Annotated in this window: 26 protein-coding genes and 1 pseudogene; 21 read left to right on the forward strand and 6 right to left on the reverse strand. The window is 68.5% G+C overall.

Annotation, left to right across the window (positions count from 1 at the left end; translation table 11 throughout):
* From QRO91_RS14060 to gspD, 13 genes and pseudogenes are all read left to right on the forward strand, one after another.
* Positions 1–1,968: YadA-like family protein (locus tag QRO91_RS14060; RefSeq protein ID WP_285310441.1), on the forward strand; the 1,968-nt coding region annotated here is incomplete at its 5' end.
* A 157-nt stretch (positions 1,969–2,125) separates the two neighbouring features.
* Complete coding sequence (locus tag QRO91_RS14065) at positions 2,126–4,018, forward strand: S8 family serine peptidase (RefSeq protein WP_197651071.1); 1,893 nt, start codon at positions 2,126–2,128, stop codon at positions 4,016–4,018.
* A 137-nt stretch (positions 4,019–4,155) separates the two neighbouring features.
* Positions 4,156–5,877: a type II secretion system ATPase GspE gene (gene gspE / locus QRO91_RS14070; RefSeq protein WP_049428792.1), complete on the forward strand. Its 1,722-nt coding sequence runs from the start codon at positions 4,156–4,158 to the stop codon at positions 5,875–5,877.
* Positions 5,878–5,901: 24 nt separating this feature from the next.
* Positions 5,902–7,122, forward strand: coding sequence for a type II secretion system protein XpsF (locus tag QRO91_RS14075; protein WP_197619711.1), 1,221 nt, complete (start codon positions 5,902–5,904; stop codon positions 7,120–7,122).
* Between the two features lie 49 nt (positions 7,123–7,171).
* On the forward strand, positions 7,172–7,615 hold the full coding sequence (gene gspG / locus QRO91_RS14080) for a type II secretion system major pseudopilin GspG (RefSeq protein WP_049428795.1): 444 nt from the start codon (positions 7,172–7,174) through the stop codon (positions 7,613–7,615).
* Between the two features lie 6 nt (positions 7,616–7,621).
* Complete coding sequence (locus QRO91_RS14085) at positions 7,622–8,116, forward strand: type II secretion system protein XpsH (RefSeq protein WP_049428797.1); 495 nt, start codon at positions 7,622–7,624, stop codon at positions 8,114–8,116.
* Complete coding sequence (locus tag QRO91_RS14090) at positions 8,113–8,538, forward strand: type II secretion system protein XpsI (protein WP_106551124.1); 426 nt, start codon at positions 8,113–8,115, stop codon at positions 8,536–8,538. Before QRO91_RS14085 ends, QRO91_RS14090 begins: the two co-directional genes overlap by 4 nt.
* Positions 8,535–9,167, forward strand: coding sequence for a type II secretion system protein J (locus QRO91_RS14095; protein ID WP_197619712.1), 633 nt, complete (start codon positions 8,535–8,537; stop codon positions 9,165–9,167). The genes QRO91_RS14090 and QRO91_RS14095 overlap by 4 nt, the downstream gene beginning before the upstream one ends.
* Positions 9,164–10,028: pseudogene (locus QRO91_RS14100) on the forward strand (type II secretion system protein GspK). Before QRO91_RS14095 ends, QRO91_RS14100 begins: the two are co-directional and overlap by 4 nt.
* Positions 10,025–11,170 (forward strand): PilN domain-containing protein, encoded by a 1,146-nt coding sequence (locus QRO91_RS14105; RefSeq protein ID WP_197619717.1) that lies wholly within the window; start codon positions 10,025–10,027, stop codon positions 11,168–11,170. Before QRO91_RS14100 ends, QRO91_RS14105 begins: the two are co-directional and overlap by 4 nt.
* Positions 11,145–11,858 carry a type II secretion system protein GspM gene (gene gspM / locus QRO91_RS14110; protein WP_049428806.1) on the forward strand — a complete coding sequence of 238 codons (714 nt, stop codon included), beginning with the start codon at positions 11,145–11,147 and terminating at the stop codon, positions 11,856–11,858. The genes QRO91_RS14105 and gspM overlap by 26 nt, the downstream gene beginning before the upstream one ends.
* On the forward strand, positions 11,848–12,642 hold the full coding sequence (locus QRO91_RS14115) for a hypothetical protein (RefSeq protein WP_049428808.1): 795 nt from the start codon (positions 11,848–11,850) through the stop codon (positions 12,640–12,642). The genes gspM and QRO91_RS14115 overlap by 11 nt, the downstream gene beginning before the upstream one ends.
* Before the next feature lie 9 nt (positions 12,643–12,651).
* Positions 12,652–14,853, forward strand: a complete 2,202-nt coding sequence (gspD, locus tag QRO91_RS14120; RefSeq protein ID WP_049428809.1) for a type II secretion system secretin GspD — start codon at positions 12,652–12,654, stop codon at positions 14,851–14,853.
* A gap of 297 nt (positions 14,854–15,150) precedes the next feature.
* Here gspD and hda read toward each other — a convergent pair whose 3' ends face one another.
* The 3 genes from hda to QRO91_RS14135 are packed head-to-tail and all read right to left on the reverse strand — an operon-like array spanning position 15,151 to position 18,163.
* Positions 15,151–15,858, reverse strand: a complete 708-nt coding sequence (gene hda / locus QRO91_RS14125) for a DnaA regulatory inactivator Hda (protein WP_049427455.1) — start codon at positions 15,856–15,858, stop codon at positions 15,151–15,153.
* A complete protein-coding gene (locus QRO91_RS14130) occupies positions 15,858–17,027 on the reverse strand; it encodes an AI-2E family transporter (protein ID WP_049427458.1) in 1,170 nt (389 codons plus the stop codon). Before QRO91_RS14130 ends, hda begins: the two co-directional genes overlap by 1 nt.
* Positions 17,024–18,163, reverse strand: a complete 1,140-nt coding sequence (locus QRO91_RS14135) for a DUF2066 domain-containing protein (RefSeq protein WP_049427460.1) — start codon at positions 18,161–18,163, stop codon at positions 17,024–17,026. The genes QRO91_RS14130 and QRO91_RS14135 overlap by 4 nt, the downstream gene beginning before the upstream one ends.
* Positions 18,164–18,262: 99 nt before the next feature.
* Here QRO91_RS14135 and purM point away from each other — a divergent pair, with 99 nt between their 5' ends.
* The 7 genes from purM to QRO91_RS14170 all read left to right on the forward strand — a co-directional run bounded on the left by purM (position 18,263) and on the right by QRO91_RS14170 (position 23,190).
* Entirely contained in the window at positions 18,263–19,321 is a 1,059-nt protein-coding gene (gene purM / locus QRO91_RS14140; protein WP_049427462.1) for a phosphoribosylformylglycinamidine cyclo-ligase, read from the forward strand.
* 21 nt (positions 19,322–19,342) lie between these two features.
* Positions 19,343–19,831 carry a hypothetical protein gene (locus QRO91_RS14145; RefSeq protein ID WP_049427463.1) on the forward strand — a complete coding sequence of 163 codons (489 nt, stop codon included), beginning with the start codon at positions 19,343–19,345 and terminating at the stop codon, positions 19,829–19,831.
* Positions 19,828–20,250 carry a hypothetical protein gene (locus QRO91_RS14150; protein WP_049427465.1) on the forward strand — a complete coding sequence of 141 codons (423 nt, stop codon included), beginning with the start codon at positions 19,828–19,830 and terminating at the stop codon, positions 20,248–20,250. The genes QRO91_RS14145 and QRO91_RS14150 overlap by 4 nt, the downstream gene beginning before the upstream one ends.
* Before the next feature lie 40 nt (positions 20,251–20,290).
* Positions 20,291–20,953, forward strand: coding sequence for a DUF2238 domain-containing protein (locus QRO91_RS14155; RefSeq protein ID WP_285310442.1), 663 nt, complete (start codon positions 20,291–20,293; stop codon positions 20,951–20,953).
* Positions 20,950–21,609, forward strand: a complete 660-nt coding sequence (gene purN, locus QRO91_RS14160; protein WP_049427469.1) for a phosphoribosylglycinamide formyltransferase — start codon at positions 20,950–20,952, stop codon at positions 21,607–21,609. Before QRO91_RS14155 ends, purN begins: the two co-directional genes overlap by 4 nt.
* A gap of 67 nt (positions 21,610–21,676) precedes the next feature.
* Positions 21,677–22,504, forward strand: coding sequence for a DUF3108 domain-containing protein (locus tag QRO91_RS14165; RefSeq protein ID WP_049427470.1), 828 nt, complete (start codon positions 21,677–21,679; stop codon positions 22,502–22,504).
* Positions 22,505–22,506: 2 nt separating this feature from the next.
* Positions 22,507–23,190 (forward strand): DUF3108 domain-containing protein, encoded by a 684-nt coding sequence (locus tag QRO91_RS14170; RefSeq protein WP_049427472.1) that lies wholly within the window; start codon positions 22,507–22,509, stop codon positions 23,188–23,190.
* Between the two features lie 123 nt (positions 23,191–23,313).
* On the opposite strand, the gene QRO91_RS14175 is transcribed toward QRO91_RS14170, so the two are convergent.
* Genes QRO91_RS14175 through QRO91_RS14185 form a run of 3 tightly spaced genes read right to left on the reverse strand, consistent with a single transcriptional unit; the run spans position 23,314 to position 25,151 of the window.
* Positions 23,314–23,631, reverse strand: coding sequence for a hypothetical protein (locus QRO91_RS14175; protein WP_049427475.1), 318 nt, complete (start codon positions 23,629–23,631; stop codon positions 23,314–23,316).
* Positions 23,628–24,899, reverse strand: coding sequence for a UDP-N-acetylglucosamine 1-carboxyvinyltransferase (gene murA, locus QRO91_RS14180; protein ID WP_049427476.1), 1,272 nt, complete (start codon positions 24,897–24,899; stop codon positions 23,628–23,630). Before murA ends, QRO91_RS14175 begins: the two co-directional genes overlap by 4 nt.
* A gap of 21 nt (positions 24,900–24,920) precedes the next feature.
* Entirely contained in the window at positions 24,921–25,151 is a 231-nt protein-coding gene (locus tag QRO91_RS14185; protein WP_005408396.1) for a BolA family protein, read from the reverse strand.
* Positions 25,152–25,205: 54 nt separating this feature from the next.
* On the opposite strand from QRO91_RS14185, the gene QRO91_RS14190 reads away from it, so the two are divergent.
* Positions 25,206–26,207: a KpsF/GutQ family sugar-phosphate isomerase gene (locus tag QRO91_RS14190; protein ID WP_049427478.1), complete on the forward strand. Its 1,002-nt coding sequence runs from the start codon at positions 25,206–25,208 to the stop codon at positions 26,205–26,207.
* Positions 26,208–26,269 lie beyond the last annotated feature (62 nt).

Consider the following 26,269-nt stretch of genomic DNA (forward strand, 5'->3'; position numbering starts at 1 on the left):
GCGCAGGCCAGTGGTGTCGACAGCGTTGCGCTGGGCAGCGGCGCCAGCGCCAGCGAAACCGGCGCCAGCGCCACTGGCGCCGGGGCCCAGGCCAAGGGGCCCTACAGCACGGCCAACGGTGCGCAGTCCACGGCTACCGGCACGCAGTCGCAGGCCAGTGGTTTCCGCGCCAGTGCCTCGGCCGATGGCGCTTCGGCGCTGGGCAGCTATGCCGAAGCCAGCGGCCGCCTGGGTACTGCGGTCGGTTACGGCAGCAAGGCCACCGGTTTGAATGCCACGGCGGTGGGTGTCAGTGCCAACGCTTCGGCTGCCGGCAGTGTCGCACTGGGTGGAGGCTCGGTGGCCGATCGTGCCAATACCGTGTCCGTCGGCAGTGCCGTCAACAACCGGCAGGTCACCAATGTCGCCAACGGTACCGAAATCAATGACGCAGTGAATCGCGGGCAGCTGGACGCCGTTGCGTTCACCGCCAACACCACCAACCGATATTTCCGCGCCAATGGCACGGGAACCGCGAACGCCATCGGTACCGATTCGGTAGCGATGGGCTCGGTGGCCAATGCGGCGGGCGCACGCAGCATCGCGCTGGGTGCCAATGCCACGGTGTCTGCCTCCGGTGCACTGGCCGTTGGCGCCGGCGCGGGAGCGGTCGGCGTCAACTCGGTTGCAATCGGTGCCGGAGCACGTGCGCTGGATGCCAATGTTGTGTCGGTGGGCAGTGGCAACCCCACCGATGGCCCGGCCACGCGCCGCATCGTCAACGTGGCCGATGGCCGCATTGCTGCCGGCAGCAGCGACGCGGTGACCGGCTCCCAGCTCAATGTCACCAACCAGCGCGTGGGCGCAGTGGAAACCCGCGTCGGTGATTTCGATTCGCGCATCGCCACGGTGGAGACCACGGCGGCCAGTGCGGTCGGCTACGACGACGCCAGCCGTGACCGCCTGACCCTGTCCGGCTTCCAGGGCACCACCATCGACAACGTCGGTGCCGGCAGCATCGCCGCCGGCAGCCGCCAGGCGATCAATGGCGGCCAGCTGTTCCAGTCGCTCAGCGATGCCGCCAGCTTCTTGGGGGGCGGCGCGAGCGTCGGCATGCAGGGCGTGTTCGTGGCGCCGAACTACGTGATCCAGGGTGCCACCTACAGCAACGTCGGCGATGCGCTGGGTGCGCTGGACCGCAAGGTCAGCGAGATCGACCGCCGCACCGCCGGTGGCACGCGCTCGGGAACGGCCAGCCTGCGTTCGATGAGTGCCTCGCTGGATGAAAGCGCACTGGCCAGCGTTGCCGAAGCCCCGGCGACGGCCGATGCGGCACCGGCCAGCACCGCGCGCGTGCAGGGCACGCCGACCGCTGCGGCGGCGGGTGCGGGCATCCCGGTGGGCACCCCGGCATCGGGGCTCAACGCGGTCGCCATGGGCGACGGCGCGGTGGCCAGCGGCGCCTCGTCCACTGCCATCGGCCAGGGCGCAAGTGCCACCGCTGCCAACGCGGTGGCGCTGGGCCAGGGCTCGGTTGCCGATCGTGCCAATACGGTGTCGGTGGGCAGCGAAGGCAACGAGCGCCAGGTCACCAACGTGGCAGCCGGTACCACCGCCACCGATGCGGTCAACAAGGGCCAGCTCGATCGTGGCATGGCCACCGCCAACAGCTACACCGACAGCCGCGTGCAGGCCGTCGCCGACAGCTTCGATGTGTTCAAGGGCGAGGTCGACGGGCGCCTGCGGCACATGGATCGCCGCATCGACCGCCAGGGCGCGATGAGCGCGGCGATGCTCAACATGGCCACCAGTGCTGCCGGCATCCGTACCCAGAACCGGGTCGGCGTCGGCATCGGCTTCCAGGGCGGCGAATCGGCACTGTCGCTGGGTTACCAGCGTGCGATCAGCGATCGCGCCACGGTGACGGTCGGCGGTGCCTTCAGCAGCGACGACAGCTCGGTCGGCGTCGGTGCCGGCTTCGGCTGGTAAGCCACTCCATCGCGCCGGCGGCCACCCACGCCGGCGCAGCACCTGCAACGAGGGCCTGGGGGGAGGTCACGGCAATCCCGGCTGGGCCGGCCGGGAGTCGTCAAGGAATGATGGCCGCAGTGTTGGTTCGATCCATGACCCAGAAGAGGAATTCGACGTGATCAAGAAGCAGAACCTTCGCATCAATGTGTTGGCAGCCGCCGTGCTGTCGCTGACCGGTGTTGGCCTGGCACAGGCCGCCGACCTGAAAGCAAATGCGCCGTTGTCCGGCCCGAAGACGCAGCAGGTTGATGGCATCATCGTGAAGTACCGCGCTGGCAGCGCCGCAGCTGCCGATGCAAACGCCAAGCTGGCCGTGGTCAACTCGGCCATCGCGCGCGCCGTGCCGGCAGGCACCAGCGCGGCTGCGCGCAGTGCCGCGCTGCGCCCGCAGGTGGCCCGCAAGCTTGGCATCGGTGCCGATCTGATCCGCCTGCAGGGAGGGATCGCGCGCGCCGAGCTGGACAAGGTGCTGGGCGAACTGAAGGCTGACCCGAGCGTCGAATATGCGGTGGCCGACGCCGTCATGTATCCGATCGATGCCGCGTCGTCGCCGCGCGCTGACGCCGTCGCGAAGTCCGATGCGTCGCCCAACTTCGTGCCCAATGATCCGTACTACCAGAGCCACAACTGGCACTTCCACAACCCGGTCGGCGGCGTCAACGCACCGGCCGCATGGGACGTCTCGCAGGGCGAGGGCATCGTGGTGGCCGTGCTCGATACCGGCATCCTGCCCGAGCACCCGGATTTTGCCGCCGGCACCCTGCTGGAGGGCTACGACTTCATCAGCCAGGCCAGCCGCTCGCGTCGTGCCGCCGATGGCCGCGTGCCGGGTGCACTCGACTACGGTGACTGGATGCCCACTGCCAACGCCTGCTACGACGGTTCGCCGGTACGTGACAGCAGCTGGCACGGTACCCATGTGACCGGCACCATCGCCGAGGCCACCAACAACGGCCTGCATACCGCCGGCCTGGCCTACAAGGCCAAGGTGCTGCCGGTACGCGTGCTCGGCTACTGCGGTGGCACCCTGTCGGACATCACCGACGCCATCACCTGGGCTTCGGGCGGTACCGTGGCCGGCATCCCTGCCAACCAGAATCCCGCCGAAATCATCAACATGAGCCTGGGCGGCTCCGGCAGCTGTGATCCGGCCTACCAGGCGGCCATCACCGGTGCCACCAACCGCGGTACCCTGGTGGTGGTGGCAGCCGGCAACGACTCGATGAATGTCGCCAACGCCCGCCCGGCCAACTGCGACGGCGTGGTCTCGGTCGGCGCGACCGGCATCACCGGCGCCATGGCCTACTACTCCAACTTCGGTACCCGCATCGATCTGTCCGGTCCGGGCGGTGGCGTCACCGACGGCAATCCGAACGGCTATGTCTGGCAGGCGGTGTCCAGCAGCAAGACGTCGCCGCCGGCAGCTGGTTCCACCGAGGGCTACACCCTTGGCGGCAAGGCCGGCACCTCGATGGCGGCACCGCACGTGGCTGCCGTCGCCGCGCTGGTGCAGAGCGCGCTGATCGCCGCCAACCGCGACCCGCTCGCACCGGCAGGCATGCGGACCCTGCTGAAGGAAACGGCACGTCCGTTCCCGGTCAGCATTCCGTCCGCCACCCCGATCGGCACCGGCATCGTCGACGCCAAGGCCGCGCTGGACAAGGCCCTGGAAGAGCCGTGCACCGAGAACTGCGGGCCGGTGGCCAAGCCGCTGACCAACAAGGTGGCCATCGGCGGGTTGAGTGGTACCGCCGGCAGCAGCGTGCTTTACAGCTTCGAAGCTGCGGCAGGCAAGCAGCTCAGCGTCATCACCTATGGCGGCACCGGCAACGTATCGGTGTACCTGGCCAAGGGCCGTGAACCGAGTGCCACCGACAACGATGCGCGCTCGACCCGCCCGGGCACCTCGGAAACGGTGCGCGTAACTGCAGCGACTGCCGGCACCTACTACATCAAGGTGGTGGGCGAAGCGGCATACAGCGGCGTGAGCATTCTCGCCACGCAGTAAGCGCGCATCGCGGTAGTTGAATGGCCGAAGCCCGTCACCCGCATGTGACGGGCTTCGTCTTTTTACGAAAGCGGGCGGCGGGGCGACGGAAATCACGGCGTAACTGCTAAAGTCGAGCCGATTGACAGGAGGGTCACGTGAACGCGCTTGCTGCAACCGCCGCCGACGACGCCGAAGGTCGCATCCTGGATGCGTTGCTGGCGCGTGGCCGCCTCAAGGAGGGCGATCTTGCACGGGCTCGGCCGCTGCACGCGGAGGCGGGCGGCAGCCTGCTCGGCCTGCTGGTGCGGCTGGGGCTGGTATCCGAACGTGACCAGGCGCAGGCCAGCGCCGAGGTGCTGGGTCTGCCGCTGCTGGATGGCAAGCAATTGCCGGATTCACCGCCCCAGGGCCTGGCCGAGGGCCTGCCGCTGTCCCTTCGTTTCCTCAAGCAGTTCCATGTATGCCCGCTGGCGCTGGATGAACAGGGCGTGCGGCTGTGGCTGGCCGACGCCCACGATCCGTACCCGCAGCAGGCCGTGCAGCTGGCGCTGGGCGTACCGGTGACGCCGGTGTTGGGCATGCGTGCGGAGATCGATGACCTGGTCGAGCGCTGGTTCGGCCAGGGCCGCAGCGCGATGGGCGCGATCGTTGAAACCGCAGACGGCGAGGGTGGCGCGGTCGACGATATCGAGCACCTGCGCGACCTTGCCTCGGAAGCGCCGGTGATCCGTCTGGTCAACCTGGTGATCCAGCGTGCGGTGGAGCTGCGCGCTTCGGACATCCATGTCGAGCCGTTCGAGAGCCGGCTGAAGGTGCGTTACCGCGTCGACGGCGTGCTGGTGGAGGGCGAAAGCCCGCCGGCCAACCTCACTGCCGCGGTGATCAGCCGCATCAAGATCATGGCCCGCCTCAACATCGCCGAGCGCCGCCTGCCGCAGGATGGGCGCATCATGCTGCGCGTTCAGGGCAAAGAGCTGGACCTGCGCGTGAGCACGGTGCCGACCGCGCACGGCGAGAGCGTGGTGATGCGCCTGCTCGACCGCGAAACGGTAGTGTTCGATTTCCATCGGCTCGGCTTTACCGATGCGTTCCTGCCGCAGTTCCGCAAGGTGCTGGAACAACCGCACGGCATCCTGCTGGTCACCGGCCCGACCGGTTCGGGCAAGACCACCACGCTGTACACCGCGCTGAGCCAGCTCAACACCGCCGACGTCAAGATCATCACGGTGGAAGATCCGGTCGAGTACCAGATCGAGGGCATCAACCAGATCCAGGCCAAGCCGCAGATCGGCCTGGACTTTGCCAACGCACTGCGCAGCATCGTGCGCCAGGACCCGGACATCATCATGATCGGCGAAATGCGCGACCTGGAAACCGCGCGCATCGCGATCCAGTCGGCGCTGACCGGCCACCTGGTGCTGTCCACCCTGCACACCAACAATGCGGCCGGCGGCATCACCCGCCTGCTCGACATGGGTGTGGAGGACTATCTGCTCACTTCCACCATCAACGGCATCCTGGCCCAGCGCCTGGTGCGCCGGCTGGAACCGACGCACGCCGAGCGCTATGAAGCCTCGCCGGAGGAGATCGAGCGTTTCGAGCTGCGCCGTCTGCAACCGGAAGGGCCGATCCACCTGTACCGCCCGAAGCCTTCGGCACTGGCGCCGACCGGCTACCTGGGCCGCACCACCATCATGGAATTCCTGGTAATGAACGACGCGCTGCGGCGTGCGGTGATGCGCCGCGATGGCATGGGCGAGATCGAACGCATCGCCCGCGAAGCCGGCATGCGCACCATGTACGAGGATGGCCTGGCCAAAGCGCTCAGCGGCCAGACCACCATCGAGGAAGTGCTGCGCGTGACCGAGGAAAGCTGATGCGCGCAGGACGCCGGGGCTGACATGCCGAACTACCGCTACAAGGCGCTCAATCCGCACGGCGAGATCTTCGACGGGCAGATGGAAGCAGGCAGCGAGGCCGAACTGATCGCGCGCCTGCAGGATCAGGGCCACCTGCCGATGGAGACCCAGCTGGCCGATGGCGGCGTGGTCGGCGGCGGCAGCTGGCGCACGTTGCTGCGCCAGCGCCCGTTGCAGGGTGCGGCGCTGCTGCAGTTCACCCAGCAGCTGGCGACCCTGCTGGGTGCCGGCCAGCCGCTTGACCGTGCGCTGTCGATCCTGCTCGGCTTGCCGGAAGACGAGCGTTCGCGCCGCGCGATCACCGACATCCGCGACGTGGTGCGCGGTGGTGCGCCGCTGTCGACCGCATTGGAGCGCCAGCACGGCCTGTTCTCGCGCCTGTACGTGAACATGGTGCGTGCCGGCGAGGCGGGTGGCAGCCTGCACGAGACGCTGCAGCGGCTGGCCGACTACCTCGAACGCAGCCGCGCGCTGCAGGGCAAGGTGATCAACGCACTGGTCTATCCGGCCATCCTGCTGGTGGTGGTGGGCGGTGCGCTGCTGTTCCTGCTCGGTTACGTGGTGCCACAGTTCGCGCAGATGTACGAAAGCCTGGACGTGGCGCTGCCGTGGTTCACCAATGCGGTGCTGCAGCTGGGCCTGTTCGTCCGCGACTGGTGGGTGCTGCTGCTGGTGGTGCCTGCAGTGCTGGCACTGTTCTTCGAACGCAAGGTACGGCAGCCGGGGTTCCGGCTGGCGCTGGATGGATGGCTGCTGCAGCGTCGCGGCATCGGCCGCCTGCTGGGCGAACTGGAAACCGCACGGCTGGCGCGCACGCTGGGCACCCTGCTGCGCAATGGCGTGCCGCTGCTCGGGGCGCTGGGCATCGCACGCAACGTGCTGGGCAACCGCGCGCTTGCCGCTGACGTGGAAGCGGCCGCCGATGAAGTGAAGAACGGTGCCGGCCTGTCGCTGGCGCTGTCACGTGGCAAGCGCTTCCCGCGCCTGGCGCTGCAGATGATCCAGGTCGGCGAGGAGTCCGGCGCGCTCGATACCATGCTGCTGAAAGCTGCCGACACGTTTGAACAGGACAGCGCCCGTCGCATCGACCGCCTGTTGGCGGCGATGGTGCCGGCGATCACCCTGGTGCTGGCCTCGGTGGTCGGTGCGGTGATCGTGGCCGTGCTGGTGCCGTTGTACGACCTGACCAATGCCATCGGCTGATGATGGCTCCCTACGCAACCTCGACACTCCGCAACTGAAAGGACCGACCATGATTGCTTCCCGTCGACCGATCCGCCTTTCCTTCACCGCCGCGCGCAGCCAGTCGGGCATGAGCCTGCTGGAGATCATCATCGTCATCGTGCTGATCGGCGCGGTGCTGACCCTGGTCGCCAGCCGCGTGCTGGGCGGCGCCGATCGTGGCAAGGCGAACATCGCCAAGGCCCAGGTGCAGACCGTTGCCTCCAAGGTCGACAACTACCAGATCGATACCGGCAAGCTGCCGGGCTCGCTCAACGATCTGGTGACCGCACCGGCCGGTGTCGGCGGCTGGCTGGGCCCGTACGCCAAGCCGGCCGACCTGAATGACCCGTGGGGCCACGCGCTGGAGTACCGCGCGCCGGGCGAAGGCCAGCCGTATGAACTGATCAGCCTGGGCAAGGACGGCAAGGCCGGTGGCAGCAGCGTCGACGCCGACATCCGCTACCAGCCGTAACCGGGCATGACGCATTTCCTGCCGCGCCGGCTGCCTCGCCCGCGCCTGCACGACAGGCGCGCAGCGGGCCTGTCGCTGCTGGAAATGCTGCTGGTGATCGCGCTGATCGCCGCGATCGGCCTGATCACCGCCGCGGGTCTGTCGCGCGGCTTTGCCGGCATGCAGCTGCGCAGCGCCGGCAAGGACATCGCCAACCAGCTGCGCATGGTGCGCGCCCAGGCCATCGCGCGCGGTGAACCGCAGCGCTTCGTGATCGAACCGGCGCGTCGCCACTGGCAAGGTGCGAACCAGCGCCAGGGCGACGTCCCGGCGCAGCTGCAGGTGCAGTTCGAAGGCGCCGCGCAGCTGGCCACCGCACCGGGGCAGGGCGTGATCGAGTTCCATCCCGATGGTGGCTCCAGTGGTGGCCGCATCCGGCTGCAGCGTGAGGGCGCCGAATGGCGCATCGATGTCGGCTGGCTGACCGGCGAGGTCCGCTCCGGCCCGTGGCAGGCGCCATGAAGCGGCGGGCGCGTGGTTTCACCCTGCTGGAAGTGATCATCGCCTTCGCCCTGCTGGGCCTGGCGCTGACACTGCTGCTGGGCAGCCTGTCAGGTGGCGCGAAACAGGTCCGCGAGGCCGAGCTGCGCACGCGTGCGGTGCTGCATGCGCAGTCGTTGCTGGCCGAAGCCGGTGTCGCCTCGCCATTGCAGGTCGGCAGCCAGCAGGGCGACTGGGAACAGGGCCGATACCATTGGGAGCTGCAGGTGCAGCCATGGGTCGAGCCGCGTGCCGGCAACGCGGCACAGGTACAGGCGCAATCGCCGGGAGCTCCCTGGCTGGCCGAGCTGCAGCTTCAGGTGCGCTGGGGCGAAGGCGAACGCGAACAACTGCGCTGGCGCAGCCTGCGCCTGCTGCCACCGGACCTGGAGAGTGCGCGATGACGCGCCGCGCCGCAGGCTTCACCCTGGTGGAAGTGATGCTGGCCACGGTGCTGTTGGCCGGTGGCCTGGCGTTGGCGTTCGCCAGCGTGCGCTCGGCGATGGCGGTGAGCCAGCGTGGCGAGCAGATTGCCGCCGAGAGCGAACGCATGCGTGCGGTTGAGACCCTGCTGCGGCGACAACTGGCGGGTGCGCTGCGCACGCCGCTGGAAGTGCCCGATCCCACCCGCGAACCGATCTTCTTCCAGGGCGAAGAACAACGCATGCTGTTCGCGGCTGATCTACCCGGTTATCTCGGCCGCGGTGGGGCGTACCTGCATGCATTGCAGGTGGACGGCCGCAGCGGCCAGCAGCGCCTGCTGCTGGACCTGGTGCTGCTGCAGGAAGGCGAGCGCATTGCAGAGAATCCGCCGCGCCCGCCGGAGGTGCTGGTGGAGAACCTCAAATCGGTACAGCTGCGCTACCGCGGCATCGATGCCAGCACCGGCCAGGTCACCGACTGGATGCCGCGCTGGGACGATACCCGGCGCCTGCCGATGCTGGTGGAGATCCAGATCGTGCCCGCCAAGGGCGCCCCCTGGCCTGCACTGGTGGTCGCTCCGCGCGCGGGCGGCAGTGGAGGTGCACGGTGAACCGGGAACGCGGCGCGGCACTGGTGCTGGTGCTGTGGCTGATCGCGCTGATGACGGCGCTGGTGGGGGCGTTCGCGTTGAGCGCGCGGGTCGAGCATCTGCAGCAGCGGGTGCTGGACGATGATGCGCGTGGCCAGGAGCGTGCACGGGCGGGACTGGAGTACGCGCTGACGCGCCTGTCCGCCGATCCGCAGCGAGCGCCCTGGCGCGCCGATGGCCGTGCCTATCGCTGGCAGTTCGATGACGCCAGCATCGAGATCAAGGTGCTGGACGAGAACGGCAAGATCAACCTGAACCTGGCCGACGTGGCCCTGCTGAGCGCCTTCCTCAAGGCGCTGGGTGAAGACGAAACGCAGGCCCGCCAGCTGGCCGGCGCGATCGTCGACTGGCGTGACGAGGACAGCCTGCTGCAGCCCGGCGGTGGTGCCGAAGCGCCCGACTATGCTGCGGCAGGCCTGCCCTATGGCCCTCGCAACAAGCGTTTCGAGACCCTTGGCGAGCTGCAGCGGGTGCTCGGCATGCGTGGGCCGTTGTATCAGAAGATGCTGCCGCACCTGACCCTGTACAGCCGCCAGGCGCGGCCGGATCCGCAGTTCGCCAGTGCGGTGGTGTTGACCGCATTGGGCCTGGACGCCGATACCGTGCTGGCCCAGCGTGCCCAGCAGGAGCGTGATGCCGATTCCGCTGCGGGTGCGTCAACCCTTGCCAGCAGCAGTGGCACCTATAGTATCGAGTCCCGTGTCACCGACGGCAGTGGACGCCGGTCGGTGTTGCAGGCGGTGGTACGCAATGGCTCGGGCGGGGGTTCCCGGGCGGTCCTACACAGTGCTTCGCTGGGAGCAGGGAATGACAGCAAGATGACGGCTTGGCAGGACAGTGTGCGGCAGGTGCAGGGCCGGATCGGCCCGGGCGTCGGCCGTTTCCTGCGCTGGTGGCGGCAATCGTTGCTGGCGTGGGTGCCGGCCCGTTGGCAGTGGGCGCTGGGCTGGGCGCAGGCACGCCTGCTGCTGCAGCGTGAAGGCGACCAGCTCCAGGTCTGGCGCGAGGCCGGTGAGCGCCGCGAGCCGGTGGTACGGCTGCCGTGGCCGCTGTCCCCGGCCGAACTGGATCGCGTGCTGGAAGCCCGCCTGCGCAGCTTGCCGCGGGTGTGGCTGCTGCCGGCCGGCGATGTGCTGCGCCGGCAGCTGCGCCTGCCAGTGGCGGCGGCTGACCGCCTGCGTGCGGTGGTCGGCTTCGAGATCGACCGGCAGACGCCGTTCGAATCCAGCCAGGTCAGCTATGACGTGCGTGAACGTGGCGCGGCAGGCGAGGGCCAGCTGCAGGTCGAACTGGTGGCTTGGCCGTTGCGGCAGCTCGAGGCCTGGCGCAGCAATGTGGGCCAATGGGCCGATGTACTGTCCGGTGTCGATGCCATCGATGCGCAGGGCAACATCCTGCAGGTGAACCTGCTGCCGCCCGCGCAGCGTCAGCAGCAGGCCGACCCGATGCGGCGCTGGAACCTTCTGCTGGCGGTGGCCGCGGTGGTGATGCTGGTGCTGGCTGGCCTGCAGCTGCTCGACAACCGCCGCGCGGCAGCTGACGAACTGCGGGCCCAGGTGGAGCGCAGCGCGCGCAGTGCGCGTGGCGTGGCCAGCGAACGTGCGCAGCTGCAGGCGCTGATCGACGGTGCTGCGTTCCTGGAAAAGCAGCGCGGCCAGCGCGCCGGTACGGTGGAGATCTGGAACGAACTGACCCGGCGCCTGCCGGAGGGGACGTACCTGGAAAAACTGGCCATCGAGAACAACAACCTGCAGCTGATCGGGCTCAGCCGCGAGGCATCGCAGCTGGTGCAGCTGCTGCAGGATGCGCCGCAGTGGCGCAAGGTGAACCTGACCGGCGTGCTGCAGGCCGATGGTGCCGCCAGCGGCCGCGACCGCTTCACCATGACCGCTGAACTGCAGCCGTTGCCGACGGCGGCCCCGACCCGGGAGGCGGCCGATGCCGATGCCAAGCGCACGCCGTGACCGCTGGCTGGCACTGGCACTGCTGCTGGCAGTGCTGGGCCTGGCCTATCTGCTGCTGGTGCACCCGTGGTTCACCCAGCCGCTGCGCGAGATCGATGCCGATGTGGCCGCACTGCGCGAGCGCGAATCGCGGGTGCAGGCACAGTTGCAGCAGAAGCCGCAGATCGAGCAGCGCCTGCGCGCCACCCGGGAAGCCCTGCAGCAACGGCCGGGCTTCCTGCGCGAAGCGACCGCCGAAGCGGCTGCCGCTGCGCTTGGCGCCAAGCTGCAGGATGCGGTGGCGATGGCCAGCCCGGGCAACCGCAGCTGCACCATCAGCAACCGCACGCCGCTCACCGACAACCGCCGGGACGCCGAGTTCGTGCGCGTGGCCATGCAGGTGCGCCTGCGCTGTGGTGTGGCCGAGCTGGCCACGGTGCTGCACAGCCTGGAAACCGGCAGCCCGCGCTTGTTCGTCGACAATCTCAACCTGATCGCGCAGCGCTTCCAGCAGTCGCCGAATGAATCCGGGCTTGGCCTGGATGTGTCGTTCGAGCTGGCGGGCTACCTGCTGCCGGGCGCTGCTGCCGATGGCAGTGCCCCGGCACCTGCCGCCGAACCGGTGTCCGCGCCGCAGCCGCCTTCGGCGGCCCCCGCCCCCGCACCGGCTGCGCCGGCCGAGGGACAGGAGGTGGCTGATGAAACTTGAGCAGATCAGCCTGCGCACCGGTTTCCTGCTGGCCCTGGCGGGTTGGGCCGCGGCGGTCTGGTTGGCCACCGGCTTCGGTCTGGGCAGCCAGCTACCCGTTGCAGACGGCGATGCCGATGCGGCGCCTTTGCTGCCGGTGCTGCCGCCGTTGGCCGCAGAACGCATGCCCAGCGCCGACAGCTACAGCGCGATCGGTGAGCGTCCACTTTTCGCTGAGGACCGCACGCCGAAGCCCTACCTGCTCGGTGGAAGCGAGCCTGCCGCCAGCGCCGCGCTGCGCTTGACCGGCGTGCTGCTGACCGGCGACTTCGGCATGGCCACCTTCACCACCGAACAGAATCGTTCGCTGCGGCTGCGCCTCAATGGCGAAGCGGTGGACGGCTGGCAACTGGTGGGGCTGGCGCCGCGCCAGGCCACGGTGATCGGCCCAAGTGGCAGCCAGGTGCTGGAACTGGCCGTGTTCAACGGCCAGGGCGGCGAGCCACCCACCGTACTGCGGGGTGCCAATGGCGCGCCGCCGGCGGGTGCGGTCGTTGTGCCGCCGCCGGCGGGCGCACCGCCGATGCCATCCCCACCTCCGGCTGCTGCAACCGCAACCGCGCAGCCGCAGCCCGCCAGCAGCGTGCCACCAGCCGCCGCCGCGGCACCGCCTGCCAACAACAACGGCCCCAGCGAAGCGCAGATGCAGGCCATCCGCGAACGCATCCAGGCCCGTCGCCGCCAGCTGCAGCAACAACAGCAGCAACAACCGTCGCCGCCCCCGGGCGATGGCACCAACCGATAGAGTGAATGCATGAGCCTGCGTTTTCTTCCCTGGTCCTTTGCCCTCGCGCTGCTGGTTGGCTGCAGCACCGTGTCCGCGCCGCATGTGCAACGCAAGGGCAACCTGTCGCCCACTGCCGAGGCCGGCCAGGCGGCCGAGGTCGCCGCCGATGCCGCCCGTGACGCCCAGGGGGCTCCACAGGCCGTGATCCGCCGCGGTACCGGTACCATGATCAACCGCGAAGCCGCACGCGCACCGGCACCGGCGTTGCATGGCGCCAGCACTGGCGAGGCCACCTTCAACTTCGAAGGCGAGTCTGTGCATGCGGTGGTCAAAGCCATCCTGGGTGACATGCTGGGCCAGAACTACGTGATCGCACCGGGCGTGCAGGGAACGGTCACCCTGGCCACGCCCAAGCCGGTGTCGCCGGCACAGGCGTTGAACCTGCTGGAAATGGTGCTGGGCTGGAACAACGCCCGCATGGTCTACAGCGGCGGCCGCTACAACATCGTCGCCGCCGACCAGGCCCTGGCCGGCACCGTCGCGCCGAGTACCGCACCGGCGGCCAGCGCACGTGGCTTCGAAGTGCGGGTGATCCCGCTGCAGTTCATCTCCGCCACGGAAATGAAGAAGGTGCTGGAGCCGTATGCGCGGCCCAACGCCATCGTCAACGTCGACAGTGGCCGCAACGTGATCACCCTCGGTGGCACCCGCGCCGAGCTGGAAAACTACATGCGCACCGTCGAGATCTTCGACGTCGACTGGCTGTCGGGCATGTCGGTGGGCGTGTTCCCGATCCAGTCGGGCAAGGCCGAGCAGGTCGCTGCCGATCTGGAGAAGGTGTTCGGCGAGGAGAGCAAGACCCCCAGCGCCGGCATGTTCCGTTTCCTGCCGCTGGAAAACGCCAACGCGGTGCTGGTGATCACCCCGCAGGTGCGTTACCTGGACCAGATCCAGCAGTGGCTGGACCGTATCGATACCGCCGGTGGCAGCGCCCGCCTGTTCTCCTACGAGCTGCGTTACATCAAGGCGCGCGACCTGGCCGAGCGCCTCAGCGAAGCCTTCGCCAGCAGCGGCAATCGTGGCGGCTCCAGCCCCGCATCGCTGGCGCCCGGCGCGATTCCATCGCAGCTGGGCAGCGACGGCGAGCGCGGCATGGACAGCAACAACAGCAGCAGCTTCGGTTCGACCCCGGGCAGCAGTTCCGGCAGCGGCAACAGCGGCAGCATGAACCTGCCGCAGCGCCAGTCCGGCAACGTCAGCGTCAGCCTGGAAGTGGAAGGCGACCGCGTGGGCGTGTCGGCGGTGGAGGAAACCAACACCCTGCTGGTGCGCTCGACCCCGCAGGCCTGGCGCTCGATCCGGGAAGTGATCGAGAAGCTGGATGTGATGCCGTTGCAGGTGCACATCGAAGCGCAGGTGGCCGAAGTCGCGCTGACCGGAGACCTGAAGTACGGCGTCAACTGGTTCTTCGACAATGCCGTGCTCGGGCAGAAGCTGACCGGCGCCCTGGGCGGCGTGACCCTGCCTGCCGCCGCTGGCGGTTCCTGGAGCAGCTTCGCCGGCGCAGTGACCGGTGGCGAAGGCCTGGGCTGGGCGTTCACCGGCCACAACGGCGCGGCGGTGGTGAGCGCGCTGGACAAGGTCACCGACGTACGCCTGCTGCAGACTCCCTCGGTGTTCGTGCGCAACAACGCGGAGGCCACACTCAACGTGGGTGACAAGGTACCGATCAACACCACCACGGTGAACACCGGCCTGGGCACTGGTACCTACAGCTCCGTGCAGTACATCGATACCGGCGTGATCCTGAAGGTGCGCCCGCGCGTGACCCGCGACGGCACGGTGTTCCTGGACATCGTGCAGGAAGTGAGCAGCGCCTCCGAGGTGCCGGAGAACTGCAACCCGACCGAGCGCAACTGCAACCCGCGCATCTCCACCAAGAAGCTGTCGACCGAAGCGGCGGTGCAGAGCGGCGACACCATCATGCTGGCCGGCCTGATCACCGATTCGGCGACCGATGGCAGCAGCGGCATTCCCGGCCTGAGCCGGATTCCGGTGGTGGGCGCCCTGTTCGGGCAGAAGACGCGCACCAGCCGTCGTTCGGAAGTGATCGTACTGCTGACCCCGAGCATCGTGCGCAACGGGCAGGAAGCACGCACGCTGACCGACGAGTACAGCCAGCGCTTCCGCGCGATGGAACCGCTGAACCAGCCGCGCGCGAAGAAGTAAGGGGTTTATGGCCGGGCTGCGCCCGGCACCCGCAGAGGCCGGAGCTGGAGCAACAGCAACAGCAACAGCGGGTTTTACTGAGGGATGGCGGGGGGGGGGGGGGGGGGGGGGGGGGGGGGCGCCCCCCCCCCCCCCCCCCCCCCCCCCCCCCCCCCCCCCCCCCCCCCCCCCCCCCCCCCCCCCCCCCCCCCCCCCCCCCCCCCCGCCTCCCCTCAGGAAGCCAGCCTTTGACGTTGACGTTGCCTCGGCTTCGGCTTCGGCGGGTGCAGGGCGCAGCCCTGCAAACAAACCCCACCCTCAGTAACGAGGCCGGCCTTCTTCCAGCACCTGGCGCAGGAACGGCACGGTGATCCGCCGCTTCGCCGCCAGCGACTCGCGGTCCAGCCAGTCCAGCAGCGTGATCAACCCACCCAGCTCGCGCCCGGTGTGCGACAACAGCCACTCGATGGCCGCCTCGTCGATCGCCAGCCCACGGCGCAGCGCACGCTCGCGCAGCACCGCCGCACGGCCCTCTTCGTCCAGCGGCTGCAACAGCACGCGCACGCACTGGCCCAGCCGCGAACGCAGGTCCGGCAGCAACAGGCCCAGTTCTTCCGGCGCCTTCTGCGCCGTGTACAACACGGTCACCCCCGCGGCGCGTGCGCGGTTGTGGAAATCGAACAGCGCAATCTCGTCCTCGCGATGGCCGGCAACCTCATCCAGGCCATCCAGCGCCACCAGCTCGCGCACCTCCAGCCCATCCAGCGCCGCACGCACGCGGCCGGCCGCACTGGCCAGCGGCACGTAGGTCGGCAGGCGCCCGGCCTGCTCGGCGCTGGAACACATCGCCAGCGCCTGGTGGGTCTTGCCCGTGCCCGCCGCACCTTCCAGGTAGACCCAGTCGTGGCTGGCACCCACCGCGATCGCGCGCAGCTGCGCCAGCGCGCCATCCGGCGCGCCGATGAAGGTCTCGAGGCGCTGGTCCCGCGGGTAATGCAGGGCCAGCGGCAGTTGCGGCACACCCATCACTTCAGGTCGGGGCCCTTGTCGTTCGGAATGATGATATGGGGGGCATCGACCACGCCATCAAGCACGATCGAAGGCTTCTCGCCCACGTACAGCTCGCTCTGGCGATAACGCTGGTGTGCATAGCGCAGCAGCACGTTGGTCACCGCCGCCACCGGCAGCGCCAGCAGCATGCCGAGGAAGCCGAACAGCTGGCCACCAGCCATCACCGCGAAGATCACCGCCACCGGGTGCAGGCCGATCTTGTCGCCGACGATGCGCGGGGTCAGTACGTAGCTTTCCAGCAGCTGGCCCACGGTGAACACCACGCCGACCAGGATCAGCAGCTTCAGGTCAAAGCCCTGCGCCTGCACCAGTGCGGCGATGATCGCCATCAGGATGCCGGTGGTCGCGCCCAGGTAAGGGATGAAGCTGATCAGGCCGGCAATCAGGCCGATCAGCAGGCCCAGCTTCAGGCCAACCAGCGACAGGCCACCGGCATAGATCACGCCCAGCGCCAGCATCACCAGGAACTGGCCGCGGATGAACGCGCCCAGCACCTCGTTGGATTCACGCGCCAGCGCGCTGATGGTGCCGATCTGGTTGCGCGGAATCACCGACGCGACCCGCTCGACCAGCTTGTCCCAGTCGCGCAGGAAGTAGAACGCCAGGATCGGCAGCAGCAGGATGTTGACCACCCAGGTCACCATCGCAAAGCCCGAGCGCGAGACGTAGCCCATGAACGTGGTGGCGAAGCCGCCGGCCTGCTGCCAGTGGCTGCGCACCCATTCGATCAGGCGGTCCGGGTCCAGCCACTGCATCACTTCCAGGCCGGTCTTCTGCTCGAACCAGGGAATGCCCTTTTCCATCAGCCACGCCTGTGCCTGCGGCGCGACCGCGATCAGGGTGGTGATCTGGCGCTCGATCATCGGCACCAGCACCAGCAGCAGCGCCACGATCACCAGCACCATCGCCGCGAACACCAGCACCACGCCGGTCATGCGCGAGCGGCCGGTGGCCTCGATGCGGTCCACCAGCGGGTCACCCAGCCAGGCCAGCGCCAGCGCCAGCACGAACGGGGTCAGGATCGGCGCCAGCAGCCATACCACCCAGCCGATCAGGCCGGCGAACAGGATGTACTTCAGGCGACGCAGGAACTGCGCGATTTCCGCTTCCGGGGTCAGAGTCATCGCAGGCGGTACTCGTTGCTGACCGGCGGGGCCACCGGAGCCCCGGTGGTGTCATCGATTGGCGTCGGCAGGGCAGGCAGCGGTGCGCTCGGCACCAGTACGCCGTTGTCGCCCAGCATGCGGTTGAAGCCTGCCAGGCCGGTGGTCATCTCCAGGCTCAGCTCCAGCTGGCCGGCCGAAGCGTGCAGCGGGGTGACGTTGCGCACCACCGGTACCTCGCGTAGGCCGGCAGCCAGCCGCAGGTAGTCGTCGGCACTGTTGATGCCGGTGACCACCACACGGTAGGTCCCGGCCTGGCCGACGGCGGCGCCCGCCTTGGCATAGCGCTTGACCAGCGCATCGGCGGCGCCGTCGGCACCGGCGGCCATCGCACGCATGGCGTTGGCGTCCTTGCTGGTCCACTTGTTCAGTTCGCGGCCGTTGTCGACGAACACCCAATCCGCCTGCCAGCCGCCATTGGCCCGGTACAGCTTGCCGATCAGCTGCATCGGCGGCGAGTAGCGCGAGGAGGCACGGGCCACGGCGGCACTGTCCTGGCGCCAGATGGCCCCGGCCAGCGCCTGTTCGGCAGCCCCCCCAGTGGGCAGCCCCAGCTTGTAGCCACGCTCGATGGCGCGGTTCAGCAACGGCCGAGCGGCGTTGGCCTGCTGCACGCTGACCAGGCGCGGGCCGCTGCCATCGTCGACGGCCAGCCACAGCACCGGCTTCGGTCGCGGCTGCGGCCACAGTGGCAGGCCCAGCGCCGACACCAGCGAATCCACGTCGTCCTCGCGGAAGCGGGCCACCAGCAGGGTACGGAAGCTGGGGGCGCCGTTGGCGCTCACGCTCTGGTCCTGCTTGTAGTCGTAGCTGGCCACGTAGTCCTTGGCGTTGCGCAGCGCCTGCACCACGCCAGGGCGGGACATCACGCTGCGGTCGCCGGACAGCTTGCCCAGTACCACGCTCAGGGCGCGGGCCAGGGCGCCGTTGCGATCGGCCTCGGCTTGGCTGTTGACGGGCACTTCGGCCTCGTACGCGCCACTGGCGGTGGCGACATCACCCTCGGTGCGAAGGCCGCTCTGGGCCATCGTGGCCACCGGCAGGCTCAGCGCAAGGAGCAGGGTCAGAATCAGGCTGCGGCGCATCAGGACATCCATTGGCTCGACGTATCCGGGGGAATTGTTGCCCGAATACGGTCTTTGCGCCAATGCGGCCTGTTAAAATCGCCCGTTCAACCCCTGCCAGCGCCGACGCCCGTGACCAACACCCCGTCTTCCGCCCCCTCCCCCCTCACCTACCGTGATGCGGGTGTCGACATCGACGCCGGCAACGAGCTGGTCGAGCGGATCAAGCCCCTGGTCAAGCGCAGCTTCCGCCCGGAAGTGATGGGCGGCCTGGGTGGCTTCGGCGCCCTGTTCGACCTGTCCAACAAGTACCGCGAACCGGTACTGGTGTCGGGCACCGACGGCGTGGGCACCAAGCTGAAGCTGGCCCACCAGCTGAACCGCCACGATACGATCGGCATCGACCTGGTCGCCATGTGCGTGAACGACGTGCTGGTGCAGGGTGCCGAGCCGCTGTTCTTCCTGGACTACTTCGCCACCGGCAAGCTGGACATCGACACCGCGGCGGCGGTCGTGGGCGGCATCGCCAACGGCTGCACCGAGGCCGGCTGCGCGCTGATCGGCGGCGAAACGGCTGAAATGCCCGACATGTATGCCCCGGGCGAGTACGACCTGGCCGGCTTCACGGTCGCTGCGGTAGAGAAGAGCGAGCTGAAGGACGGCGCCAGCGTGGCCGCTGGCGACGTGCTCATCGGCATCGCCTCCTCCGGCCCGCACTCCAACGGCTACTCGCTGGTCCGCCGCATCTACGACCGCGCCGGCCGCCCGGCCGATCTGGAGCTGGAAGGCGGCGTGAAGCTGGTCGATGCGCTGATGGCACCAACCCGCCTGTACGTCAAGCCGATCCTGTCGCTGCTGAAGTCGCATGGCGAGGCCATCCATGGCATGGCCCACATCACCGGTGGCGGCCTGACCGAGAACATCATCCGCGTGGTGCCCGACGGCCTCGGCCTGGACATCCAGGCGTCGTCCTGGACCCTGCCGCCGGTGTTCCAGTGGCTGCAGAAGGAGGGCGCGGTAGCCGACAGCGAGATGTGGCGCACCTTCAACTGCGGCATCGGCTTCGTGCTGATCGTCGCGCCGGACCAGGTGGCTGCGGTGTCCGAGGCGGTCAAGGCGCAGGGCCTGGAGCACTGGACCATCGGCCAGGTGGTCACCGCCGAAGGCGCCGAGCGCGTCCACATCGGCTGAGCCCGGCAACCAGGAGCCCGCATGGACGCATCGCCCCCCTTGTCGCCCGCCCCCGTGCCGCCGCCGCTGGTGACGGTACCGCCGTTCAGCGCGCAGGATGCCGACCACCTGCGCATGCTGGTCATCGCACACTACGTGGTCGGTGGCCTGATCGTGCTGTTCTCGCTGATCTTCATCCTGCACATCGTGATCGGCATCGCTGCGTTGACCGGCAGCCTGCCGATGAAGTCCGGCGGCGAGCCCTCCTCGCCGGAGGAACAGCGCCTGATGGGCTGGGTGTTCACTGTTCTCGGCTGCGTCGTCGTGTTCGGCGGCATCGCGCTGGGCGCGTTCGTGGCCTATGCCGGCCGCTGCCTGGCCCGCCGTCGCCGCCATCTGCTGTGCCTGATCGCGGCTGGCCTGGCCTGCCTGTTCACGCCGGTCGGCACGGTGCTGGGGGTGTTCAGCCTGATCACTCTGCTGCGTCCGCAGGTCAAGGCTGCCTTCGACGCTCCCACCACGACCGCATGACCGCCTCAGGCAATCCACCGCCACTGCCGCATCGGACCCTGGCGCAGCTGCAGCGGGTCAGCCATCTGCAGACACTGAGCGTGCTGTTCTACGCCCTGGCCGGTTTCCACTGGGTCGCCGCAGTGGCGTTCCTTGGCCTCAGTGGATGGGTGGCCCACTCACGCGGGCTGGACGATGCCTGGCTGCTGACCACAGTCTATGCCTCGATCGCCCTGCTGGCTGCGTTGCTGGGCTTCGTGCAGCTGCATACCGCGCGCCTGCTTTCACGCCGCACGGGCCTGGCCTGGTGCCAGCGCGCGGCGTGGCTGGCTGTGCTGGCTGGCCCACTGGGCATGGCGTTGACCGCCTATGCCTGGGTGTTCCTGTGCAAGCCGGAGATGGCTGCGCTGTTCGACCGCGGCGACCATCTCAGTGTCTGAGCCCGTGGGCAGACAGCCGCCCTTCCCTGATCGACCCGACATGTCCTCGCCCGCCTTCTCAACGACCGTCTCACCCACCCGCCACCGCTTCTCGGGCCCGAAGAAGCTGGCCTTCGCCGCCGTACTGGCGGTCTTCGCGATCAGCTGGATCCACCCGCTGTGGCCCACCGAGCAGGCCCTGCACAGCACGTTGACCGTGGTCGGGCTGGTCGCCCTGCTATGGGTCGACCGTCGCGGTGGCTGGCTGGGCGATGGCGCTTTCATCGCCATCTGCGGCTTCATCGCTCTGCACTGCGTGGCGGCGCGCTGGCTGTATTCCAACGTGCCCTACGACGCCTGGGCGCAGGCGCTGACCGGCTGGTCACCCAATGCGGCGTTCGGCTGGCAGCGCAATCACTTCGACCGCCTCATCCACTTCCTGTTCGGTGTCTGCTTCACCCCCGCGCTGCTGCAGCTGGCGCGCCACGCGTGGCCAGCACTGCGGCTGGGCCAGGCCTTCACCCTGGCGGTGATGACGGTGATGTGCGCCAGCCTGGTCTACGAATGGTTCGAATGGGCCATCGCGCTGGCGCTGTCTCCGGATGCCGCCGAGGCCTACAACGGCCAGCAGGGTGACCTGTGGGATGCGCATGCCGACATGCTGATGGCGACCGTCGGCAGCCTGTTGACCTGGCCACTGATCCGCCGGAGTTCCCTGCAATGACCGCCCCAACCCGCATCGCCGTGCTCGCCTCGGGCCGCGGCAGCAACCTGCAGGCCATCCTCGACGCGATCGGCAGCGGCCGCCTGCCGGCCAAGGTGGTCGGCGTGTTCTCCGACCGCCCCGCTGCAGAAGCACTACAGCGCGTCGCACCGCCCCTGCGCTGGGCGCATGCGCCGAAGGCGTTCAGCGACCGCGCCGCCTACGAGCAGGCACTGGGCAATGCGCTGGCAGCAGTACAGCCGGACTGGATCGTCTGCGCCGGCTACATGCGCATCCTGGGTCCGGCCTTCGTGCAGCGCTTCGCTGGCCACCTGGTCAACATCCACCCGTCGCTGCTGCCGCTGCACAAGGGCCTGGACACCCACGCGCGGGCGCTGCAGGCCGGCGATGCCGAGCACGGTGCCAGCGTGCACCTGGTAGTGCCGGAGCTGGATGCCGGAGCCGTACTGGCGCAGGCACGGGTTCCCGTGCTGCCGGGCGACGACGCGCGCAGCCTGGCCGAGCGGGTACTGGCGGTGGAGCACCCGCTGCTGATCGCTACGCTGCAGCTGCTGTGCGCGGGTCGCCTGGCTGAACGGGAGGGCCAGCCCTGGTTGGACGGTCACCCCCTGTTTAGCCCCCTGGCCCTAGATTCCGCCGGAAACCTGAACCAGTAACGCCCTTGCACACGCCCCGCTGACTGCGGGGCTGGCATCCTGCCCCCTCCTGCGGCCCCTGTCCCCCATGAAGACCACGACGCTGCTGTCCACTTCACTGCTGTTGTCGCTTGCCGTGCTTCCCGGCGTGGGCTGGGGCCAGGCGCAGCCGCCTGCTGCTTCACCGGCACCGCCACCCGCACCCACTGCGCTGCCACCGAACGAGCCCAGCGTGCCGCTGTTGCCGGCACTGGCCTGGGAGCCGCCGCCGCTGCAGCCGTTCACCGCCACCTACCAGGCCTTCTACAAGGGCAAGGAAGCAGGTGATGCCAGCATGCAGGTCACCCACACCGGCGGCAGCCAGTGGCGGGTGGACATGCAGGTGGTCGGCCGCCGCGGCTTTGCCAGCGTGCTCGGCCTGAACATCGAGCAGAGCACGGTGTTCGAAGAGCGCAGTGGCGTCTACGCACCGCTCAGCCAGAGCACGGTGCGCAAGGGCCTGTTCCTCGGCAAGAAGGCCGTGGGCACCTACAACTGGCAGGCCGGTACCGCGCAGTGGACCGGTGACGTCAAGAAGGAACGTGCGCAGCCGATCCCGCTGCAGCCGGGCGACCAGAGCGCACTGCTGATCAACCTGGCGATCATGCGCGACGCCCGCCCGGGCGCCGCCATGCATTACCGCTACGTGGACATGGGCAAGGTCCGCCAGCACGATTACCAGGCCGCGCCGCAGACCGAGAACGTCGAGGTCGGCGACCTGTCCTACAACGCGCTGCGGGTCTACCGGACCAACGGCGGCAACAACGAAACCATCCTCTGGATCGCCAACGGTGTCCCCACCCCGGTGCGCATCCTGCAACGCGAAGACGGCGAAGACCGCGTCGACCTGCGCCTGATCGAATACCAAGGAGTCTGAGCATGAACACCCTGACCCGCCCCCTCACCTGGATCGCAGCCGCTGCCCTGACTGTGGCCAGCCTGCCGGCCATGGCGCTGGAGCCGTTCAAGGCCGACTACCTGGCCAGCTACATGGGCATGCAGGCCAACGGCACCATGACCCTGTCCAGCGAAGGCGCCAACAAGTGGCGCTACAGCCTGCAGGTGAAGAACCAGCTGGCCGACCTCAGCCAGAGCACCGTGTTCGAGGAAGTGCGCGGCCAGCTGCGCCCGCTCAGCAGCCAGGACCGTTCGGCCCTGCTGGTGAAGAAGCGCAACGTGCAGGCCACCTACAACTGGAGCAGCAACCAGGCCACCTGGACCGGCGACATCAAGCCGGACCGCGCCGGACCGATTGCTCTGAAGTCCGGTGACATGGATGCGCTGCTGATCAATCTGGCGATCGCCCGTGACCTGGCGGCCGGCAAGCCGCTGACCTACCGCATGGTGGACGAGGGCCGGATCAAGAACATGACCTACCGCGTGATCGGCAAAGAGTCGATCACCGTGGGCGGCAAGAGCTACGAGGCCACGAAGGTCTCGCGTGCCGATGGCAACAAGGAGCTGATCGCCTGGATCGTACCGGACTTCCCGGTGCCGGCGCGGATGCTGCAGCGTGAGAGCGGCCGCGATGCGCTGGACCTGACCATCAAGGCGATGAACTGAGCGCCCGCGGTCTGATCCCTTTCCAACGGGAAGGGCTCCTGACCCCGACAGCGACCCGGCGCCTTCATCCACGCATGGCGTGGATCTACCGTAAAAAAACGCCCGCTTTCGCGGGCGTTCTGCTTACTTCTTTTCGTCGGCCGCGGCCGGCGTGAACTCGGTGCGGCAGTCCACGCGGATCTGCTCGCCGGTGCTGCGCCAGACAAACGTACGGCAATGGCGGTTGCCGTCCTGGCTGTCGTTCACCGCAACCGCATAGAACGACTCGATGATCTCGTCACGCGTGACCGTGCCGTCGCCGTTCCAGTCCATGTCCTTCTGCTCGATGCCCTGGGTGATGGCGATGTTGGCGTACCAGGCGTAGCCCAGCCACGCCAGCACGATCAGCACCAGGGCCAGCAGCGCCTTGCGGCGCGGGCTGAACTTGCCGCGCAGGATCATGGCACGCGCCGGATGGTGGCGCCGAGCGAAGACAGCTTCTCTTCGATGTTCTCGTAGCCACGATCAAGGTGGTAGATGCGGTCGATGGTGGTGTCGCCGCTGGCCATCAGGCCGGCCAGGATCAGCGACGCCGACGCACGCAGGTCGGTCGCCATCACCGGTGCGCCACTCAGGTGCTCGCTGCCACGCACGATGGCGGTGTGGCCTTCGACCTGGATGTCCGCGCCCAGGCGCAGCAGTTCGTTGACGTGCATGAAACGGTTCTCGAAGATCGTTTCGTTGATCACGCCCACACCGTCGGCCACGCAGTTGAGTGCCATGAACTGCGCCTGCATGTCGGTCGGGAACGCCGGGTACGGCGCGGTGGTCAGGTTGACCGCCTTCGGCCGCTTGCCCTGCATGTCCAGGGTGATGCTGTCGTCGGTGGTGTCGATCTTCGCACCGGCCTCGACCAGCTTGGACAGCACGGCATCCATGGTGCTCGGGCGCGCACGGTTCACCGTGACCTTGCCGCCGGTCATCGCCGCAGCGACCAGGAAGGTGCCGGTCTCGATGCGGTCGGGCAGCACTTCGTGACGGCCACCGGACAGGCGCTCGACGCCTTCGATGACCAGGCGGGCGGTACCCAGGCCTTCGATCTTCGCGCCAAGGGCGATCAGGCAGTGCGCCAGATCGGTCACTTCCGGTTCCATCGCGCAGTTGTCGAGGATGGTGGTGCCTTCAGCCAGCACCGCGCCCATCAGCACATTCTCGGTGCCGGTGACGCTGACCATGTCGAAGGTGAAGTGACCACCCTTCAGGCGCTTGGCGGTGGCCTTGATGAAGCCGTTCTCGACCACGATCTCGGCGCCCAGCGCCTGCAGGCCCTTGATGTGCTGGTCAACCGGGCGCGAACCGATCGCGCAGCCGCCGGGCAGCGACACTTCCGCCGCGCCGAAGCGCGCCAGCAGCGGGCCCAGCACCAGGATCGAGGCGCGCATGGTCTTGACCAGCTCGTACGGCGCAACATGCTGGTTCACCGAGCGCGGATCGACCACGATCGCACTGCCACGCGACAGCGTGCCCTGGTCGATGGTGACCTTGGCGCCCAGCTCGCCCAGCAGCTTCACCGTGGTGACCACGTCGTGCAGGTGCGGCACGTTGGTGATCTCCACCGGCTCATCGGCCAGCAGGGTCGCGCAGAGAATGGGGAGGACGGCGTTCTTGGCGCCGGAGATGCTCACTTCACCGTGCAGCGCAGCGCCGCCGGTCACAACGATCTTGGCCATGTATTCGGGATCTTCTGCGGTTCAGCCGGCTTCGGCCGGGGTCACGGTTTTCAGCGCCAGCGCGTGGATCGCGCCGCCCATCAGGTCGCCCAGGGTGGCATACACCATGCGGTGGCGGGCCAGCGGCATCTTGCCGGCGAAGGCCTCGCAGACCACGGTCGCTTCGAAATGCACGCCATCGTCGCCCTGCACGTCGGCGCGGGCGCCGGGAAGGCCGGTTTCGATCAGATTGCGGATGGTGTCGGCGTCCAACGGGCTTTCCTAATAAAATGTGCCTCCATTCTACTTCCGCTGCGTGGCGTCCGCATGGCCGAATCCCTGTTGCCCCCCCGTTCCGTCGATCCTGCCGGCCTGATCGCCAGCGGCCGCCGCGTCTTCGAGATCGAGCGGCAGGCGCTGGATGCGGTGGCCGACCGCCTCGGCGAGGCCTTCCAGCAGGCCTGCCAGGCGATCCTGGCCAGCCGTGGCCGGGTGGTCGCCACCGGCATGGGCAAGTCCGGGCATATCGCCCGCAAGATCGCCGCTACCCTGGCCTCTACCGGAACGCCGGCGTTCTACGTGCACCCCGGCGAAGCCGGCCACGGCGATCTCGGCATGATCACCGAGGACGACGTGGTGCTGGCCCTGTCCTATTCGGGCGAATCGGACGAGGTGCTGATGCTGCTGCCGGTGCTCAAGCGCCAGGGCAACGTACTGATTTCCATGACCGGCCGTGCGCAGTCCAGCCTGGCTACCGCCGCCGACGTCCACCTGGACGTGAGCGTGCCGGCCGAGGCCTGCCCGCTGGCGCTGGCGCCCACCTCCAGCACCACCGCCTCGCTGGCGATGGGCGATGCGCTGGCCGTGGCCCTGCTCGACGCACGTGGCTTCACCGCCGATGACTTCGCCCGTTCTCACCCGGCCGGCAGCCTCGGCCGCCGCCTGCTGCTGCACATCACCGACGTCATGCACACCGGCGACGACCTGCCCAGCGTGGGCGCCGACGCCAGCCTCAGCGAAGCGCTGATGGAGATGAGCCGCAAGCGGCTGGGCATGACCGCCGTGGTCGACGCCGACGGCGTGCTGATCGGCCTGTTCACCGACGGCGACCTGCGCCGTGCGCTGGACAGCGCGCTGGACGTGCGCACCGCGAAGATCGCCGATGTAATGACCCGCAACCCGCGCACCATCGGCGCCGACCAGCTGGCAGTAGAGGCCGCCCGGCAGATGGAAACCCAGAAAATCAATGGCCTGATCGTGGTTGATGGCCAGGGCCGCGCAGTCGGCGCCCTGAACATTCATGACCTGTTGCGGGCCCGGGTGGTTTAACCGACAGTCCATAGACCCCATTCAGTCTGTAACGCCGCACCCGCCCACAACGAGCCTGCCGC

Source organism: Stenotrophomonas maltophilia group sp. Smal32 (assembly GCF_030237085.1).
GTDB lineage: Bacteria > Pseudomonadota > Gammaproteobacteria > Xanthomonadales > Xanthomonadaceae > Stenotrophomonas > Stenotrophomonas maltophilia_Q.

Excerpts from the sequence above, each read along its gene's own strand:
- QRO91_RS14075 (WP_197619711.1), top strand. The coding sequence starts at position 5,902 with ATGCCGAACTACCGCTACAAGGCGCTCAATCCGCACGGCGAGATCTTC.
- gspG (WP_049428795.1), top strand. The coding sequence starts at position 7,172 with ATGATTGCTTCCCGTCGACCGATCCGCCTTTCCTTCACCGCCGCGCGC.
- QRO91_RS14085 (WP_049428797.1), top strand. The coding sequence starts at position 7,622 with ATGACGCATTTCCTGCCGCGCCGGCTGCCTCGCCCGCGCCTGCACGAC.
- QRO91_RS14090 (WP_106551124.1), top strand. The coding sequence starts at position 8,113 with ATGAAGCGGCGGGCGCGTGGTTTCACCCTGCTGGAAGTGATCATCGCC.
- QRO91_RS14095 (WP_197619712.1), top strand. The coding sequence starts at position 8,535 with ATGACGCGCCGCGCCGCAGGCTTCACCCTGGTGGAAGTGATGCTGGCC.
- QRO91_RS14105 (WP_197619717.1), top strand. The coding sequence starts at position 10,025 with ATGACGGCTTGGCAGGACAGTGTGCGGCAGGTGCAGGGCCGGATCGGC.
- gspM (WP_049428806.1), top strand. The coding sequence starts at position 11,145 with ATGCCGATGCCAAGCGCACGCCGTGACCGCTGGCTGGCACTGGCACTG.
- QRO91_RS14115 (WP_049428808.1), top strand. The coding sequence starts at position 11,848 with ATGAAACTTGAGCAGATCAGCCTGCGCACCGGTTTCCTGCTGGCCCTG.
- gspD (WP_049428809.1), top strand. The coding sequence starts at position 12,652 with ATGAGCCTGCGTTTTCTTCCCTGGTCCTTTGCCCTCGCGCTGCTGGTT.
- hda (WP_049427455.1), bottom strand. The coding sequence starts at position 15,858 with ATGGGTGTGCCGCAACTGCCGCTGGCCCTGCATTACCCGCGGGACCAG.
- QRO91_RS14130 (WP_049427458.1), bottom strand. The coding sequence starts at position 17,027 with ATGACTCTGACCCCGGAAGCGGAAATCGCGCAGTTCCTGCGTCGCCTG.
- QRO91_RS14135 (WP_049427460.1), bottom strand. The coding sequence starts at position 18,163 with ATGGATGTCCTGATGCGCCGCAGCCTGATTCTGACCCTGCTCCTTGCG.
- QRO91_RS14145 (WP_049427463.1), top strand. The coding sequence starts at position 19,343 with ATGGACGCATCGCCCCCCTTGTCGCCCGCCCCCGTGCCGCCGCCGCTG.
- QRO91_RS14150 (WP_049427465.1), top strand. The coding sequence starts at position 19,828 with ATGACCGCCTCAGGCAATCCACCGCCACTGCCGCATCGGACCCTGGCG.
- QRO91_RS14155 (WP_285310442.1), top strand. The coding sequence starts at position 20,291 with ATGTCCTCGCCCGCCTTCTCAACGACCGTCTCACCCACCCGCCACCGC.
- purN (WP_049427469.1), top strand. The coding sequence starts at position 20,950 with ATGACCGCCCCAACCCGCATCGCCGTGCTCGCCTCGGGCCGCGGCAGC.
- QRO91_RS14165 (WP_049427470.1), top strand. The coding sequence starts at position 21,677 with ATGAAGACCACGACGCTGCTGTCCACTTCACTGCTGTTGTCGCTTGCC.
- QRO91_RS14170 (WP_049427472.1), top strand. The coding sequence starts at position 22,507 with ATGAACACCCTGACCCGCCCCCTCACCTGGATCGCAGCCGCTGCCCTG.
- QRO91_RS14175 (WP_049427475.1), bottom strand. The coding sequence starts at position 23,631 with ATGATCCTGCGCGGCAAGTTCAGCCCGCGCCGCAAGGCGCTGCTGGCC.
- murA (WP_049427476.1), bottom strand. The coding sequence starts at position 24,899 with ATGGCCAAGATCGTTGTGACCGGCGGCGCTGCGCTGCACGGTGAAGTG.
- QRO91_RS14190 (WP_049427478.1), top strand. The coding sequence starts at position 25,206 with ATGGCCGAATCCCTGTTGCCCCCCCGTTCCGTCGATCCTGCCGGCCTG.